This is a genomic window from Pseudarthrobacter sp. MDT3-1, from assembly GCF_054510755.1.
Window position 1 is genome coordinate 1 of the sequence record NZ_JBTNDX010000018.1, and the last position, 14,837, is coordinate 14,837.

The 14,837-nt window shown below is 66.6% G+C and carries 13 protein-coding genes; 3 read left to right on the forward strand and 10 right to left on the reverse strand.

From position 1 onward, the window contains the following. Window positions 1-185 precede the first annotated feature (185 nt). Genes purU through glyA form a run of 7 tightly spaced genes read right to left on the reverse strand, consistent with a single transcriptional unit; the run spans window position 186 to window position 9,077 of the window. Window positions 186-1,082 (reverse strand): formyltetrahydrofolate deformylase, encoded by an 897-nt coding sequence (gene purU, locus ACX80X_RS14290; RefSeq protein ID WP_459312442.1) that lies wholly within the window; start codon window positions 1,080-1,082, stop codon window positions 186-188. Window positions 1,083-1,084: 2 nt separating this feature from the next. Further along, window positions 1,085-2,458 (reverse strand): L-serine ammonia-lyase, encoded by a 1,374-nt coding sequence (locus tag ACX80X_RS14295; protein WP_252602959.1) that lies wholly within the window; start codon window positions 2,456-2,458, stop codon window positions 1,085-1,087. Next, entirely contained in the window at window positions 2,458-3,093 is a 636-nt protein-coding gene (locus ACX80X_RS14300; RefSeq protein WP_459312445.1) for a sarcosine oxidase subunit gamma, read from the reverse strand. Before ACX80X_RS14300 ends, ACX80X_RS14295 begins: the two co-directional genes overlap by 1 nt. Then, a complete protein-coding gene (locus ACX80X_RS14305) occupies window positions 3,086-6,028 on the reverse strand; it encodes a sarcosine oxidase subunit alpha family protein (RefSeq protein WP_459312447.1) in 2,943 nt (980 codons plus the stop codon). The genes ACX80X_RS14300 and ACX80X_RS14305 overlap by 8 nt, the downstream gene beginning before the upstream one ends. After that, window positions 6,025-6,435: a sarcosine oxidase subunit delta gene (locus tag ACX80X_RS14310; protein WP_252614924.1), complete on the reverse strand. Its 411-nt coding sequence runs from the start codon at window positions 6,433-6,435 to the stop codon at window positions 6,025-6,027. The genes ACX80X_RS14305 and ACX80X_RS14310 overlap by 4 nt, the downstream gene beginning before the upstream one ends. 27 nt (window positions 6,436-6,462) lie before the next feature. Next, window positions 6,463-7,683, reverse strand: a complete 1,221-nt coding sequence (locus ACX80X_RS14315) for a sarcosine oxidase subunit beta family protein (RefSeq protein WP_056347533.1) — start codon at window positions 7,681-7,683, stop codon at window positions 6,463-6,465. Then, a complete protein-coding gene (gene glyA / locus ACX80X_RS14320; protein ID WP_308216216.1) occupies window positions 7,680-9,077 on the reverse strand; it encodes a serine hydroxymethyltransferase in 1,398 nt (465 codons plus the stop codon). The genes ACX80X_RS14315 and glyA overlap by 4 nt, the downstream gene beginning before the upstream one ends. 158 nt (window positions 9,078-9,235) lie before the next feature. Here glyA and ACX80X_RS14325 point away from each other — a divergent pair, with 158 nt between their 5' ends. Continuing rightward, window positions 9,236-9,907, forward strand: a complete 672-nt coding sequence (locus ACX80X_RS14325) for a GntR family transcriptional regulator (RefSeq protein WP_252602951.1) — start codon at window positions 9,236-9,238, stop codon at window positions 9,905-9,907. A 111-nt stretch (window positions 9,908-10,018) separates the two neighbouring features. Here ACX80X_RS14325 and hxlA read toward each other — a convergent pair whose 3' ends face one another. Together hxlA and hxlB are read right to left on the reverse strand one after the other, a co-directional pair. After that, on the reverse strand, window positions 10,019-10,642 hold the full coding sequence (gene hxlA, locus ACX80X_RS14330; RefSeq protein WP_459312450.1) for a 3-hexulose-6-phosphate synthase: 624 nt from the start codon (window positions 10,640-10,642) through the stop codon (window positions 10,019-10,021). A 58-nt stretch (window positions 10,643-10,700) separates the two neighbouring features. Further along, entirely contained in the window at window positions 10,701-11,303 is a 603-nt protein-coding gene (hxlB, locus tag ACX80X_RS14335) for a 6-phospho-3-hexuloisomerase (RefSeq protein WP_252602946.1), read from the reverse strand. 130 nt (window positions 11,304-11,433) lie between these two features. Here hxlB and ACX80X_RS14340 point away from each other — a divergent pair, with 130 nt between their 5' ends. Further along, window positions 11,434-12,708 carry a helix-turn-helix transcriptional regulator gene (locus tag ACX80X_RS14340; RefSeq protein WP_252602944.1) on the forward strand — a complete coding sequence of 425 codons (1,275 nt, stop codon included), beginning with the start codon at window positions 11,434-11,436 and terminating at the stop codon, window positions 12,706-12,708. 36 nt (window positions 12,709-12,744) lie between these two features. Next, complete coding sequence (locus ACX80X_RS14345) at window positions 12,745-13,557, forward strand: IclR family transcriptional regulator (protein WP_252602942.1); 813 nt, start codon at window positions 12,745-12,747, stop codon at window positions 13,555-13,557. Between the two features lie 69 nt (window positions 13,558-13,626). Here the strand turns inward: ACX80X_RS14345 and ACX80X_RS14350 are convergent, their stop codons facing one another. Next, window positions 13,627-14,763 carry an aromatic ring-hydroxylating oxygenase subunit alpha gene (locus ACX80X_RS14350; protein WP_252602940.1) on the reverse strand — a complete coding sequence of 379 codons (1,137 nt, stop codon included), beginning with the start codon at window positions 14,761-14,763 and terminating at the stop codon, window positions 13,627-13,629. Between the last annotated feature and the right edge of the window lie 74 nt (window positions 14,764-14,837).

The following is a 14,837-nucleotide window of genomic DNA, read 5'->3' on the forward strand; positions in this document are numbered from 1 at the left end:
ACCCGTCTTCATACCAACACCAACACCCGCCAGACCACGACGGGGTGCACCAGTGCGCACCGACCGCGGTCACGTCCCCTCCATTTTCGGACTAGTGAGCGAGGATCGCCGGCAAAGTCACATTTAGTGAGAGAGCGTCCTAGGGGGTAGGGGGCTACTAAAAAGGTAACGGGGGAGTGGGGGCGTTAGCGGAGCACTACCGTCCTGTTGCCCTGCAGGATGACCCGGCCTTCGCAGTGCCAGCGCACAGCATTAGACAGCGCCTTACACTCGGTATCCCGGCCGGCAGCAACCAGGTCCTCCGGCCCGTACGTGTGGTCCACTTCCACCGTCTGCTGCGAGATGATCGGCCCCTCGTCCAGCTCGGCATTCACGTAATGCGCAGTTGCCCCCACGGTCTTCACGCCGCGCGCGTAGGCCTGGTGGTACGGCTTGGCGCCCTTGAAGCTGGGCAGGAACGAGTGGTGGATGTTGATCGCCCGGCCATCCAACCGCCGGGTGAGGTCGTCGCTGAGCACCTGCATGTAGCGGGCCAGCACCACCAGCTCCACGTCGAACGTGTCCACCAGTTCCAACAGCCGGGCCTCGGCCGCCGGCTTGGTGTCGGCGGTGACCGGCACATGGAAGAACGGGATGCCGTGCCATTCCACCAGCGCCTGGTGGTCCGTGTGGTTGGAGACCACGGCCGCCACGTCCACCGGCAGTTCGCCGCTGCGGGCGCGGAACAGCAGGTCGTTGAGGCAGTGCCCGAACTTGGACACCATAATCAGCACGCGGCGCTTGGCGCCGTGCGGCTCCAGCCGCCAGCGCATCCCGAACCGTTCGGCTACCGGGCCGAAAGCAGCCCGGAGCGTTCCCGCGGTGGAGGCATCGCCGTCGGACGCGAAGTGCACACGCATGAAGAAGTGCGCCCCCGACCGTTCGCCGAACTGCTTGCTGTCTACGATGTCGCAGCCGTGCTCCAGCAGGAAGCCGGAGACGGCGTGGACAATCCCGGGCTGCTCCGCGCAATCCAAAGTCAGGACGTGCTCCACGGTGGTGACGGGCTGGGGGAGGGACGTTTCAGTCTGGATGGCAGTCATGGCTAGCACTCGATCACGTTGACGGCGAGGCCTCCGCGGGAGGTCTCCTTGTATTTGGTTTTCATGTCCGCTCCTGTCTCACGCATGGTTTTGATGGCCTTGTCCAGCGACACCTTGTGGCTGCCGTCCCCGTGGAGGGACAGTCGCGCGGCGTTGATGGCTTTCACGCTGGCGATGGCGTTCCGTTCGATGCAGGGGATCTGCACCAGGCCGCCCACCGGGTCGCACGTCAGACCGAGGTTGTGTTCAATGCCCACTTCGGCGGCGTTTTCCACCTGCTCCGGCGTGCCGCCCAGCACCTCGCACAGGCCCGCGGCCGCCATGGAACAGGCAGAGCCCACCTCGCCCTGGCAGCCCACTTCCGCACCCGAGATGGAGGCGTTGATCTTGAAAAGAATCCCGACGGCGGCTGCCGCCAGCAGGAAGCGGACCACACCGTCGTCGTCGGCTCCGGGAACAAACTTGACGTAGTAGTGCAGGACGGCAGGCACGATGCCCGCCGCGCCGTTGGTAGGGGCGGTGACGATGCGCCCGCCGGCGGCGTTTTCCTCGTTGACGGCGAGGGCGAACAGGTTCACCCATTCCATGGCGCGGAAGGGGTCGGTGACGCCGGTGTCAGCGGTCAGTGTGCGGAATAACGACGGCGCCCGGCGCCTGACGTTCAGCCCGCCGGGAAGGATCCCTTCCGCGGCGCAGCCGTTGTCCACGCATTCGCGCATGACCGCCCAGAGTCCCAGCAGCTTTTCGCGGAGTTCCGCTTCGCTGCGCCAGACGAGTTCGTTGGCGAGCATGACGTCGGAAATGGACATGCCTTCGCGGCTGCAGATCGCCAGGAGTTCGTCGGCGGTGGTGAAGGGGTAGGGGAGGACGGTGGCATCGGCCACCACGCGGTCGCCGGCATCGGCGTCACCGTCCACCACGAAGCCGCCGCCGATGGAGTAGAAGCTCCGTTCGCTGAGGACTTTGCCGGCGTGGTCCATGGCGCGGAACGTCATGCCGTTGGGGTGGGCGGGCAGGGACTTGCGGCGGTGCAGCACCACGTCCTCGTCCCAGTTGAAGTCCACGCGGTGGTCCCCGCAGATCCTGAGTTCGGCGTCGAGCGCCGCGGCGGCCACCTGGTCGTCGGCGGTGGAGGTGTCCACCGTTTCCGGATCCAGGCCCTGCAAGCCCAGGACCACCGCCTTGTCGGAGCCGTGGCCCAGGCCGGTGGCACCCAGCGAGCCGAACAGCTCGGCCTGGACCCGGGTAGTGGAGCTCAGGAGCCCGCCGCCCTTAAGTCCGTCGGCGAACAGCTTCGCTGCCCGCATCGGGCCGACCGTGTGTGACGACGACGGCCCGATGCCAACGGAGAACAGGTCCAGGGCGCTCAGCGCCATCAGGGCACCTCGGGGGAAGCGAACTCCCTCATGGCGTCCAGGAGCCACCGGCCCAGGAAGTCCGCGAACGAAGCCCGGGGGAAGAGCCGGAAGCTCTCCTCGCCGGTCTTCTGCAGGACCACGGGGATGTTGCCGATTTCCGTGGACAGGGCGGTTCCCACGGTGAAGCTGCGCGGGTGCAGGTCCAGGGCACAGCCCTTTTCGAGGGTCGCACGGGCCCGCGGGCCCGACAGCTCGAACGTTGTGCGGTTCGCGGAGAGGTCCACCACCTGGCCCGGAGCATCGCCCAGCGCGGCCACGAGCGAGCCGATGAGGTCTCCGCCCAGGGAATCGTGGGCTTCTTCCGGTGCCACCACCAGGAACTCGGACGGTCCCAGCCAGAGGATGATAACGCGGTCCGTGCCGCCCACGTCGCCGTAGCGTGCCGGCAGGCTGCCGGCAACGGCGGCGATCCGTGCGCCTTCCTCGGAGCGGGGGTCCACGCGGACGCCCGCCATCGTCTGGAACGGGCCCTCTTTCAGGACCACAGTCCCTTGGATGGAGCCGGCCGCCAGGGCAGCGGCCAGGTGGGAGGCTGGGCTGCGGCGGATGTCCCGGAGTACATTGATGCGGTTGATTGCTGCTGTGTTAGCCATCTTTGCGGGTCCCTTCGGGGTCAAAAAGTACGGTTTCTGCGATAACAACGTCAACCAGCTGGTCGCCGGCGGCGGCCACCAGGGTCTCGCCGATGCGGTTGCGGCCATTCTTGATCAGTGCCAGCGCGAAGGACCTGCCCAGCGCGGCGCTGTGGTAGCTCGAGGTCACGAAGCCCTGCATGGGCACCGGGCCGTAGGCGGGGTTCGTGGTGATCCCCTTTTCCACGAGCTGGGTGCCTTCGGGCAGCCGCAGCGTCCCGTCCACAGGCAGGACGCTGACCAGGTGCTTGCGGTCCCCGCGCTGGGCATCGGCCCGGGCGTAGGAGCGCTTGCCGATGAAGTCCTTGGCCTTGGACACCACCCATTCCATCCCCGCGTCCTGCGGGGTGACTGTGCCGTCCGTGTCCTGCCCGACGATCGGGTAGCCCTTCTCGGCGCGGAGGACGTGCATGGTTTCGGTGCCGTAGGGGGTGATGTTGAATTCGGCCCCTGCCGCGGCCACGGCTTCCCAAGTGTTCAGCCCGTACCAGGACGGCACGTTGATCTCGTAGGCCAGCTCGCCGGAGAAGGAAATCCGGCAGACCCGCGCCTGCACGCCGGAGGCGAGGTTGGTTTCGCGGAACGTCATGAACGGGAAGGCTTCCGCCTCCAGCCCGCCGCCCGCCGCCAGGTCCGGCGCCAGTTTGGCGAGCACCGCCCGGGATTTAGGCCCGACGACGGCAATGGTGGTCCACTGTTCGGTCACCGAGGTGCAGTGCACGTCCAGCTCAGGCCATTCGGTCTGCAGCCACTCCTCCAGCCAGTCCAGCACCTTCGCGGCACCGCCGGTGGTGGTGGTCATGAAGTACCGGTCATCGTCAAGGCGCAGGGTCACGCCGTCGTCGAAAATCATGCCGTCCGCCATGCACATCACGCCGTAGCGGGCGGAACCCGGGGCGAGCTTCTTGAAGGCGTTGGTGTAGATCCGGTTGAGGAACTCGCCGGCGTCCTTGCCACGGATTTCGATCTTGCCCAGCGTGGTGGCGTCCATAAAGCCCACAGATTCGCGGACAGCCGCGCACTCGCGGAGCACGGCAGCATCCATGTCCTCCCCGGCCTGCGGGTAGTACCAGGGCCGCTTCCACTGCCCCACATCCTCGAACAGGGCACCTTGCGCGACGTGCCACGGGTTGATGGACGTGACGCGGGCGGGGTCGAACAGCTCGCCGCGCTGGCGTCCGGCCAGTGCTGCGAACGCCACCGGAGTGAACGGTGCCCGGTAGGTGGTGGTGCCGATGTCGCCGATGCCGCGGGACGCTTCGCCGGCGGTCCGGAGAGCGGCGGCGATGACGCCGATCGCGTTGACCCCGGAGGTCTTGCCCTGGTCGTTGGCGGTGCTGATAGAGGTGTAGCGCTTGATGTGCTCCACGGACCGCATTCCGGCGCCGGTGGAACGCAGGACGTCGGCCACGGACTGGTCGCGCTGGAAGTCCACAAAGTGGTGGTGCCAGTCGTCCGGCGTACCTGCCTGGCCGGGGACCAGCCAGAGCTGGCGGGTCGGGCCGGAGGCCTTCGGCCCGCCGAGGACGGCCGGTTTTGTGTCGGACTGGAAGCCCGCAGCAATGGCAGCTGCGGCGCCGGCGGAGATGCCCTCGGCCACGCAGTCCTCGAGTTCAAAGCTGCCGCGGCCGGAGCCAACGGACTGCTGGTTCGGCACCACGGTGCTCGGCACGAACGCCGCCAGGTCCTCGTCCCAGCGCAGCTTGCCCTGCCGCTGCGAGTGGAGGTGGACCAGCGGGCTCCAGCCGCCGGAGACTGCCAGCAGGTCGCAGGCGATCTCTTCGACGCCCGAGGTGAGCTCGCCGTCGTCGTTAATGCTGCGGACGGTGACGGCGTTTAGCCGGCCGGTGCCGTTCGCGGCGGTGTTGGCCACCGCGCTGCCGATCAGCACTCGGGTGCCGGCTTCGACGGCGGCAGCTGCCACTTCAGTGAGGGCGGGACGGGCGTCGACGACGGCCGCCACCTTGACGCCGGCGGCGCGCAGGTCCGCGGCGAGGGCGTAGGCGCTGTCGTTGGTGGTGCTGATGACCACGCGCTGCCCGGCGGCCACGGCGTAGCGGTTGAGGTAGCTGCGGACAGCCGAGGCGAGCATGATGCCGGGGCGGTCGTTGTTCTCGAAGACCAGGGGCCGTTCGTGGGCGCCGGGAGCCAACACCACCTGATTAGCACGCACGTGCCAAATCCGCTGCCGGGAGACGCCGGGGGCGGCCGGGCTGGACAGGTGGTCGGTGCGGTTCTGGACCGCGATGACGTAGTTGGCATCGTAGGCGCCGAAGGCCGTGGTGCGGTTCAGGACTGTGCTTTCGGCTCCGGAAATGAGTTCGGCTTCCACATCAGCCACCCATTCCAGGGCGGGCTTGCCTTCGATGGTCTCGGCCCGTCCGGGCGCAGTGGATCCGGACAGGAGCGATCCGCCCAGTTCGGGCTGGTCGTCCATAAGCATCACGCGGGCACCGGTGCGGACCGCTTCACGGGCCGCGGCGAGGCCGGCGGGGCCGCCGCCGATCACCAGGACGTCGGTGTGCACGTACTTCTTGTCGTATTCGGCGCGGTCTTCCTCAGGGTCCAGACGGCCCAGGCCGTTGAGCATGCCTGCTGTGAGGCCGTCCACCAGCGTGACGGTGGTGGCGGGGAGCATGGACTCTGCCACGTGGCCGGGGAAGCGGGGTTCGATCCTGACCAGCGCGTTGGCTTCCTCCACCCCGGCGGACATGATGCCGCGGGGCCGGTCCTCGTAGAGCGAGTTTCCGGCGGCGATCCGGCCGTTGGCGAGCAGCGCGGAGGCGAGTGTGTCACCGGGGTGTCCGGTGAATTCCTCGCCGTCCACGGTGAAGCGCCAGGAGATGGTGCGGTCGATGCGTCCGCCGGCGGCGAGGCGGGCGTTCTGGGAAGTCACTTGGATGCTCCTTCCGGGGCGGTGGTGCTGGAGGCGGTGATGCTGGTTGAAGAGGTGCTGGGCGCGGCGTTTCCGGTGGTGGTGCTGTCAGCGGCGGTGCTGGCAGTGCCGGCGTCGGTGGCGTTCGTTTTGGCGGTTGCGGGCCGGGGAGTGCCCATCGGGTAGACGGCCTGGATGTCGTAGGTGACGGTGTCGCGGAGCATGTTGAACCACTGGCGGCAGCCGGTGCTGTGCAGCCAGCGCTCGGCGAAGGCGCCCTTGGTGTTGTCCCGGTAGAACAGGTACTCGGCCCATTCGCGGTCGTTCAGCCCGGCGGGGTTTTCCGGGTAGGCCACGTGGGCCTGGCCGCCGTAGTGGAACTCGGTCTCGTCGCGGGAGCCGCAGTTGGGGCATGGGATAAGCAGCATGTGCGTCTTCTTTCTAGGGGACGGCGGCTAGTGGGCGACGGCGGCTGCGCCGTGTTCGTCGATCAGGGCGCCGGTTTCGAAGCGTTCCAGCGCAAACGGCTTGTTCAGCTTGTGCGGGGTTCCGGTGGCGATGGTGTGCGCGAAGGTGAGCCCGGCGGCCGGGGTGCCCTTGAAGCCGCCGGTGCCCCAGCCGCAGTTCACGAACATGTTCTCCACCGGGGTGGTGCCAACGATGGGGGAGGCGTCCAGGGTGGTGTCCACGATGCCGCCCCAGGTCCGGAGCACGTGCGCCCGGGCAAAGATGGGGAAGAGTTCGACGGCGGCAGCCATCTGGTGCTCGATCACATGGAAGGAGCCGCGCTGGCCGTAGCCGTTGTAGGAGTCCACGCCGGCTCCCATGACGAGTTCGCCCTTGTGGGCCTGGGAGACGTAGACGTGCACGTGGTTGGACATGACCACGGTGGGGTGGACGGGTTCGTGCAGTTCGGAGACGAGTGCCTGGAGCGGGTGGGACTGGATGGGAAGCCGGAAGCCGGCCATTTCCGCCAGGACCGAGCTGTGCCCGGCGGCGCAGAGGCCCACCTTTTCGGTGTTGATGGTGCCCTGGTTGGTTTTTACGCCCACCACGCGGTTGCCGTCCTTGACGAAGCCGGTGACTTCGCAGTTCTGGATGATGTCCACGCCGAGCTCGTCGCACTTGCGGGCGAAGGCCCAGGCCACGTGGTCGTGCTTGGCGATGCCCGCACGCGGCTGGTACGTGGCTCCCATGACGGGGTAGCGGATGTTGTCGTTGATGTTCAGGATGGGGCAGAGTTCCTTGACCTGCTTCGGATCCAGCCATTCAGCGTCCACGCCGTTGAGCTTGTTCGCACCGACACGTCGGATGCTTTCGCGGACGTCACCCAGGGTGTGGGCGAGGTTCATCACGCCGCGCTGGCTGAACAGGAAGTCGTATTCGAGCTCCTCCGGCAGGATTTCCCAGAGCTTGAGGGCGTGCTCGTAGATGGCCGCGCTCTCGTCCCAGAGGTAGTTGGAACGGATGATGGTGGTGTTCCGGGCCATGTTGCCGCCGGCCAGCCAGCCCTTTTCCAGGACGGCGATGTTGGTCATCCCGTGGTTCTTGGCCAGGAAGTAGGCGGTAGCCAGGCCGTGCCCGCCGCCGCCCACAATCACGGCGTCGTAGGAGGACTTGGGCTCCGGGTTCCGCCAGAGGAAATCCGGGTGTTCCGGGAGCTGTTGGTTGCTCACTGGGCTGCTCCAATCAGGTCTGTATCGAGTTCGGTGAAGGCGGCGATCTCGGCGCCGCTGCCGTCCTGGGAAAGATGCTCGTAAAGCGGGAACTGGCCGGCCAGGGCGGTGACCCGGGCTCGGAGTACGACGGCGGCGTCGTCGCTGAGGCGCGCACCGCCGGAGGTGCCGTCCCCGGCGTCGTTGTTGGCAGTGCCAGTGACGGCGGCGATGAGCGCCGTCGCGATGATGTCCGCAACTTCGGCGAACTCCACGGCGCCGAAGCCCCGGGTGGCGAGGGCCGGCGTGCCGATGCGGAGTCCCGAGGACACCATCGGCGGGCGGGGATCGAACGGTACAGCGTTGCGGTTCACCGTAATGCCGATCCGGTGCAGCGCGTCTTCGGCCTGCTGGCCGTCCAGTTCCGAGTGGCGGAGGTCCACCAGGACCAGGTGCACGTCGGTGCCGCCGTTGACCACCGAGATGCCGGCCGCGGCGACGTCGTCGCGGAGGAGCCGTTCGGCCAGCAGCTTGGATCCTTGCAGGACGCGTTCCTGGCGTTCCTTGAATTCAGGGGTGCCGGCGAGCTTGAAAGCCACGGCCTTGGCGGCGATGACGTGCTCCAGCGGGCCGCCCTGTTGGCCGGGGAACACGGCGCTGTTGATCTTGCGGGCGTACTTTTCCTTGGCGAGGATGACTCCGCCGCGCGGGCCGCCGAGGGTCTTGTGTGTGGTGGTGGTGACCACGTCGGCGTAGGGGACAGGGTTGGGATGCAGCCCTGCGGCGACGAGGCCGGCGAAGTGCGCCATGTCCACCATGAGGTAGGCGTCCACGAGGTCGGCGATCCGGCGGAACTCGGCGAAGTCGAGCTGGCGGGAGTAGGCGGACCAGCCGGCGACGATCAGCTTCGGGCGGTGTTCCAGGGCCAGCGCCTCGACCTCGGCCATATCGATCCGGAGGTCCGATTCACGCACGTGGTAGGGGACCACGTTGTAGAGCAAGCCGGAGAAATTGATCTTCATGCCGTGGGTGAGGTGGCCGCCGTGGGCCAGGCTCAGGCCCATGATGGTGTCGCCCGGGTTCAGCAGGGCGAACATGGCGGCGGCATTGGCCTGGGCGCCGGAGTGCGGCTGGACGTTGGCGAATTCGGCGCCGAACAGGGCCTTGACGCGGTCGATGGCGAGCTGCTCGATGACGTCCACGTGCTCGCAGCCCCCGTAGTAGCGCTTGCCCGGGTAGCCCTCGGCGTACTTGTTCGTCAGGACGGAGCCCTGCGCCTCCATAACGGCGGACGGGGCGAAATTCTCCGAGGCGATCATTTCCAGTGTTGACTGCTGGCGGACCAGCTCATTGTTAATGGCCTGCTGGACCTCGGGATCGACTGCGGAAAGTCGCTCGTTCAACTGCTCAACCACGGATGCTCCTTTGAAATACCACTGTTGTTATGACTGATATATCAGCGTGAGGTCAATGGTATGATTGGGATCACAGCAGAGTCAATAGCTGGAACCAAAGTGGCATGGAGCTTCCGCTTGTAAGTCGGAGCCTGAAAAGTGAAGAACGGAGTGGCGCCTTGAATGCACTTCTTGCCTTGCCCCCCGCGGAGGGCGAAGCGCCATCGCAGGCAGAGGCCGCCTACCGGCAGCTGCGCGACAAGCTGATCATGCTGGAGATCCGGCCGGGTGAGCCCATCAACGACGGGCAGCTGGCGGCCGAGCTCGGTTTCGGCCGCACTCCCGTGCGCGAGGCGATCAAGCGGCTTGAGGTTGACCATCTGGTGGTTTCCTATCCGCGCCGCGGGACCTTTGCCACCAATGTGGACTTCACGGAGCTCGCCGACGTCTCGGAGATCCGGGAGCTGCTGGAGCCGCTGGCCGCGCGGCGGGCGGCCAAAAGGGCAAGCGAGTCCATGCGCCGTGAACTGCTGCAGGTGGCCGATGCCATCGCGGAGCTGGATCCCAGCCCGGGGGAGTCCCGGGACCTGATGCGCTACGACCTGACCGTGCACCGGCTGATCTATAAGGCGGCCGCCAACCCGCACCTGGAAGACACGCTGATCCGCTACGACAACCTGGCCACGCGCATCTGGTGCCTGGTCCTGGACAAGGTTCCCTCGGTGAGTGGCCACATCACCGAGCACGTGGAGCTGCTCAAGGCGGTGGCTGCGGGGGACGCCGACAAGGCCGGCGAACTGGCCCTGCACCACGTCACCAGCTTTGAGGAAACCATCCGCAAGGTGCTCTAAGCCGAACCGGAACGCTCTCTCACTTTCTGCAAACAAGACCGAATCCCTCTCTCACCGGTTGAGAGAGCGTTCCCTAAATTCCTGCGTTAAGTGAGAGAGCGTTCTGGAGGGCTAGATGATGGCGGCGCGCAGCTCCTTCGCTGCCAGGGCGGGGTCGTCGGCGCTGTAGATGGACCCGCCGACGACGGCTACATCCGCCCCGGCGCGCTGCACGGCTTCGATAGTGGAGATGTTCACTCCGCCGGCCACGGAGAACGGCACGCGCGCTTCCTCCCCGGCGCGGAGGAGCACGTCCAGGTTGTAGCCCGGCTTGGCCTGCTCGTCCAGTCCGGCGTGGAACTCGATGAACTTGGCTCCGAGGGCGCGGGCTTCCCTGGCGCGGGTCACCTTGTCCGCCACGCCGATCAGGTCCACAACGATGCCCTTGTTGTGGACCTTCGCTGCCTTGACCGCGCCGGCGATGGTGGAATCGTCGGCGCCGCCGAGGACTGACACCAGGTCTGCACCCGCGCTGAACGCGATGTCAGCCTCGAGTTCGCCGGCGTCCATGGTCTTAAGGTCGGCGAACACGATCTTGTCCGGGTGGGCGGTCTTGACGGCGGTCACGGCGGACAGTCCGGCGTTCTTCACCAGCGGCGTTCCGAGCTCAATGATGTCAACGTACTCGGCAACCTTGGCGGCGAGGTCGAGGGCGGCTTCGACGGTCAGGACGTCCATGGCTACTTGCAGTTTCATGTGGGTTCTTCTTTCGGGTGGGGACGGATTTCGGTGGAGAAAGGTGGGCCGGTGCGGGCTATTCGAGGTTCGCGTGGCGCTGCCAGAGGTCTTCCGGTGACGCAGCATCCTCGTCCCAGAGGCTTTGGAACACCGCCTCGGTGGTGGTGAACAGCACCTGCTCAAAGAGGCTGCCCGAATATTGCCGGGACACCGCCGAGCCGTGGTCAGTCTTTTGGGCGGCGGGGATAAGTACGACGGCGATAGCAACGGCCGCGAGCGGGGAACCGGAGCTTGTGGTGTAGGCAGCCACCCGGGCACCTCGCGCGGCCGCGGTTTCCGCCGCCGTGACAACGCTTGCGGTGCTTCCGGAGCCGGAAGCTGCCAGCAGCAGGTCGCCGGTGCGGATGGCGGGCGCCGTGGTCTCACCGACGACGTGCACCGTCAGGCCGAGATGCATGAGCCGCATGGCCGCCATCTTCAGGACAAGGCCGCTGCGTCCGGCGCCGGTCACGAAGATCCTGTCGGCCAGCCTCAGCTCGGTGACGAGGGCTGCGACCTGCGCCGGGTCAACGCGCCCTGACACTGCACTGATCTCGCCCAGGACCAGAGCCCGGTTCCGGTCAAAAGCCTTGGACGTTCCGGTCAGGCCGGCTGGACTGGTTTCTGCGGTGACACTCATTGGCGGCAGCCTCCTTCGTTTGCGACTCCTCCATCCTGTCCCGTCCGTTGAGTTGGGCCAACGCCATCATCGGATAGTCCTGCCCACCCAAACGGGTAGGCGGCGTCCAGTGCACCCGTAAACTGGGCAGGTGGATACGTCTTATGGAGTCCTGCTCGAAGCCATCACCGCGCTGTCCGCCGCCCCGCTGGCCACCATCGCGCAGCGGCTGCGGGAGGCCACCCTTCCCTATCTCGGTAGCAGCGCCCTAGTCATCTTCACCGAGGACTGCACTGGACGGCCCCAGAAGAAGGCCGGCGACGAAGCCATCATCAGCAGGGTTTCCATCGCCGAACTGGACCACATCCGGGCGCTACTGGTCCGAGAATGCCCGAACGGCGAGTCCTGGAGCGGAGAGGCGCTGATCGGCGGGGAGGTGCGTCCTGTCCTTGCCCTGTCCTCACCCAGCAACGCGCTGCTCGTCCTCGCCGATCCGCAGCCCGTACCGGACCCCGCCGGCCAGGAGGCAGAGCGGCTCGTCCGCTATCTCTGGACCCTGGCCGCCGAGCGGATCCGTGAAAAGGTGGCCGATGCGCCGCCGTCGTACCTGATTGAATCCCGCGCGGCGTCGGCCGAACGCTTAAGGGTGACCGCCGAACTGGTGGACCGCCACTCCACCACCTTGGAAACCGTGCTTGCCGCGCTGAGATCGCCTGCGCTGAGTGACGACTTGGCGCGGAAGTCCGCCACCGACGTCGCCGCGCGGGCACTCGTAGCGCTACGCACGCTCAGCGACCGCACCACGGAACTCGTGGAGGAACCCGTCGCCACCGCGTTCCAGCGTCTCCGCGAGGACCTCAAGCCACTGGTGAACTTCAGCGGCATCGACGTCCAGTTCATCGAGCCTCCCGTCAACGGCCGCGCCCTGCCCGGCGAAGTGGCCCATGCTGCCAGGGCGATCGTCCGCGGGCTGGTCCTGGCCATGATGGACCAGGCCGGAGTCCGCCGGATCCGCACGCAGTGGGATTGCGACGGCGAGAACCTCCTGGTCAACGTCCGCGACGACGGTCCCGGCGAACTGTCCGCGGCGACGCCTTCCATGGCCCGCCTAACCCGGCGCGTCGAAGCCCTGGACGGCACCATGTCGGTGGACGTGATGCCCGGCTGGGGCGCCGACGTCGCCGTGTCCATCCCGCTCGACCCGCCGGCGAGGCAGCTGGCCGACGTCTCCGACTGGAAGCTCGGGAACCGCGAACTGGAGGTCCTTCAGCTGCTGGCATCAGGCCAGCGGAACCGTGCCATCGCCGCGAAACTGCACATCAGCGAAAACACGGTGAAGTTCCACCTCCGCAACATATACCGGAAGGTGGGCGCCTCGTCCCGCACCGAAGCCATCGCGATGGCCCACAGCAACGGCCTGCGCTGATTTCGCCAAGCCGCAAACTACTTGAGAGTATGGACCATGGCATCCAACAATGACCGAGATCCCGACGCCGATGCGGACTCAGGCCAGCACGGCGGCGTCCAGTCCGTGGACCGGGCCCTAGCGGTCCTGGAGATCCTGGCCCGCGACGGCCACGCCGGCGTGAGCGACATCGCCGAAGAGATGGGCATCCACAAATCCACTGTCTCCCGGCTGCTGGGTTCGTTGGTAAGCCGGGAAATGGTCCACCAGAACAGCGAGCGGGGAAAGTACCAGCTGGGCTTCGGCATACTCCGGCTGGCAAGCTCCATCCCCGGCCGGCTCAGCCTGGTCCGCGAAGCCCGGCCAGTGCTGGAAGGCCTGGCGGACGAATTCAAGGAGACGGTGAACCTCGCGGTCCTGCGCTCCAACTACGCCGTCAACGTGGACCAGGCCATGGGGCCGTCAACGCTGGCAACGTATGACTGGGTGGGCAGCCTGACACCGCTGCACGCGACGTCGAGCGGCAAAGTCCTGCTGGCGGCGCTGCCCGCGGACGAGCGGGACCGCGTCCTGAAGGAGACCGGGCTGCCGGCCCGGACTCCGCGGACCATCACCAACCGGAAAGAGCTCGAAACCCAGCTGCTCGACGTCGCCCGTGACGGCTATGGCGTGGTGCGGGAGGAATTCGAAATCGGGCTCAACTCGATGTCAGTGCCCGTGTTGAACCATATGGGGGCGGTCATCGGTGCAGTCAGCATCTCCGGGCCGGCCTTCCGCTTTGATCCGGAAACGGCGCCCGGACTCATCGAGGCACTGAAGCAGGCGGGGCTACAGATCAGCGCCAAGATGGGCTACACCGGGACCCGGTGATCTAGCCTCTAGCCGGGCTGCGGTACTCCGCGCTAAGCGACGGCGAAGGGCCGCAACCCGGCGCTTCGCTTAGGCGCGCGGGACGACGTCCCCAACCTTCCCCTGTACCCAGTCGTGGAACGCTCCGATGTGGTGCTCGCTCGGCACCAGGACGCCGCCCTTGGCGTAGACCTTCGAGCCCATGGCCGGCTGGCAGCGCTCGCAGGCGTCGAAGTCCTGCTGGTTGACACGGTGGAACAGTTCCACCGAGGCGCTGACGTCCTTGCCGCTCTCCACGACACTGGGCAGGTACAGCCAGTCGCATTCCACGATGGTGTGGTCCGCGGCCATGGGGAACATGCGGTGGATGATCACGTGGTCCGGGACCAGGTTCACAAACACCGTGGGCTTGATGGTGATGGCGTAGTAGCGGCGGTCCTGGCCCTCCTCGATTCCCGGAATCAGGTCGAGCCCCTCGGAGCCATCGATGGTGAAGCCCTTGACGTCCTCACCGAACTCCGCGCCGTGCCCCACGAAGTACTGCGCAGCCAGGCCGTCCGCGAACTCCGGCAGGACCTCCGTCAGTTCCGGGTGGATGGTGGCGCAGTGGTAGCACTCCATGAAGTTCTCAATGATGAGCTTCCAGTTCGCCTTCACGTCGTAGCGGATGCGGCGGCCCAGGCTGAGGTTGGCCACATCATAGCCCTCGATCGCCTTCAGGTCGCCGAGCCGCTCCTCGATGGCGCCCATTACGTCCACTTCGAAAGACGGCGGCTCGTCCGCCAGGCACACCCAGACGTAGCCCAGGTATTCGCGGATGTGGACCTTCACCAGGCCGTACTCGTCGCGGTCGATATCCGGCATCTTGGTCAGGTTGGGCGCCGCGATGAGCTTGCCCTCGAAATCGTAGGTCCAGGCGTGGTACGGGCACTGGAATGAGCGCGCCGCTTCACCCTGCTCCTCCATGCACAGCTTGACGCCGCGGTGCCGGCAGATGTTGTAGAAGGCGCGGATCCCGCCCTTGCGGGTGCGGCTGATCAGCACGCTTTCCCGCCCGATCTGGACGGTCCGCCAGGCGCCCGGCTTGTCCAGGTCGGCCGAGCGGATGGCACAGAACCACATCTGCTCGAAGATCCGCTCCTGCTCTGCGCGGAACACGCCCTCATCCACATACGTGTGGCCGGGAAGGGTGGGGATCAGACTCGGGGCACTTACCTCAACAGACAATTTGTCCTCCTAACGAACAAAGATCAACTAACAACACAGGCCATAACGCGGGGTTTCAGGTTTGTAGCGGCGGA

Excerpts from the sequence above, each read along its gene's own strand:
- purU (WP_459312442.1), bottom strand. The coding sequence starts at position 1,082 with ATGACTGCCATCCAGACTGAAACGTCCCTCCCCCAGCCCGTCACCACC.
- ACX80X_RS14295 (WP_252602959.1), bottom strand. The coding sequence starts at position 2,458 with ATGGCGCTGAGCGCCCTGGACCTGTTCTCCGTTGGCATCGGGCCGTCG.
- ACX80X_RS14300 (WP_459312445.1), bottom strand. The coding sequence starts at position 3,093 with ATGGCTAACACAGCAGCAATCAACCGCATCAATGTACTCCGGGACATC.
- ACX80X_RS14310 (WP_252614924.1), bottom strand. The coding sequence starts at position 6,435 with ATGCTGCTTATCCCATGCCCCAACTGCGGCTCCCGCGACGAGACCGAG.
- hxlA (WP_459312450.1), bottom strand. The coding sequence starts at position 10,642 with ATGAAACTGCAAGTAGCCATGGACGTCCTGACCGTCGAAGCCGCCCTC.
- hxlB (WP_252602946.1), bottom strand. The coding sequence starts at position 11,303 with ATGAGTGTCACCGCAGAAACCAGTCCAGCCGGCCTGACCGGAACGTCC.
- ACX80X_RS14345 (WP_252602942.1), top strand. The coding sequence starts at position 12,745 with ATGGCATCCAACAATGACCGAGATCCCGACGCCGATGCGGACTCAGGC.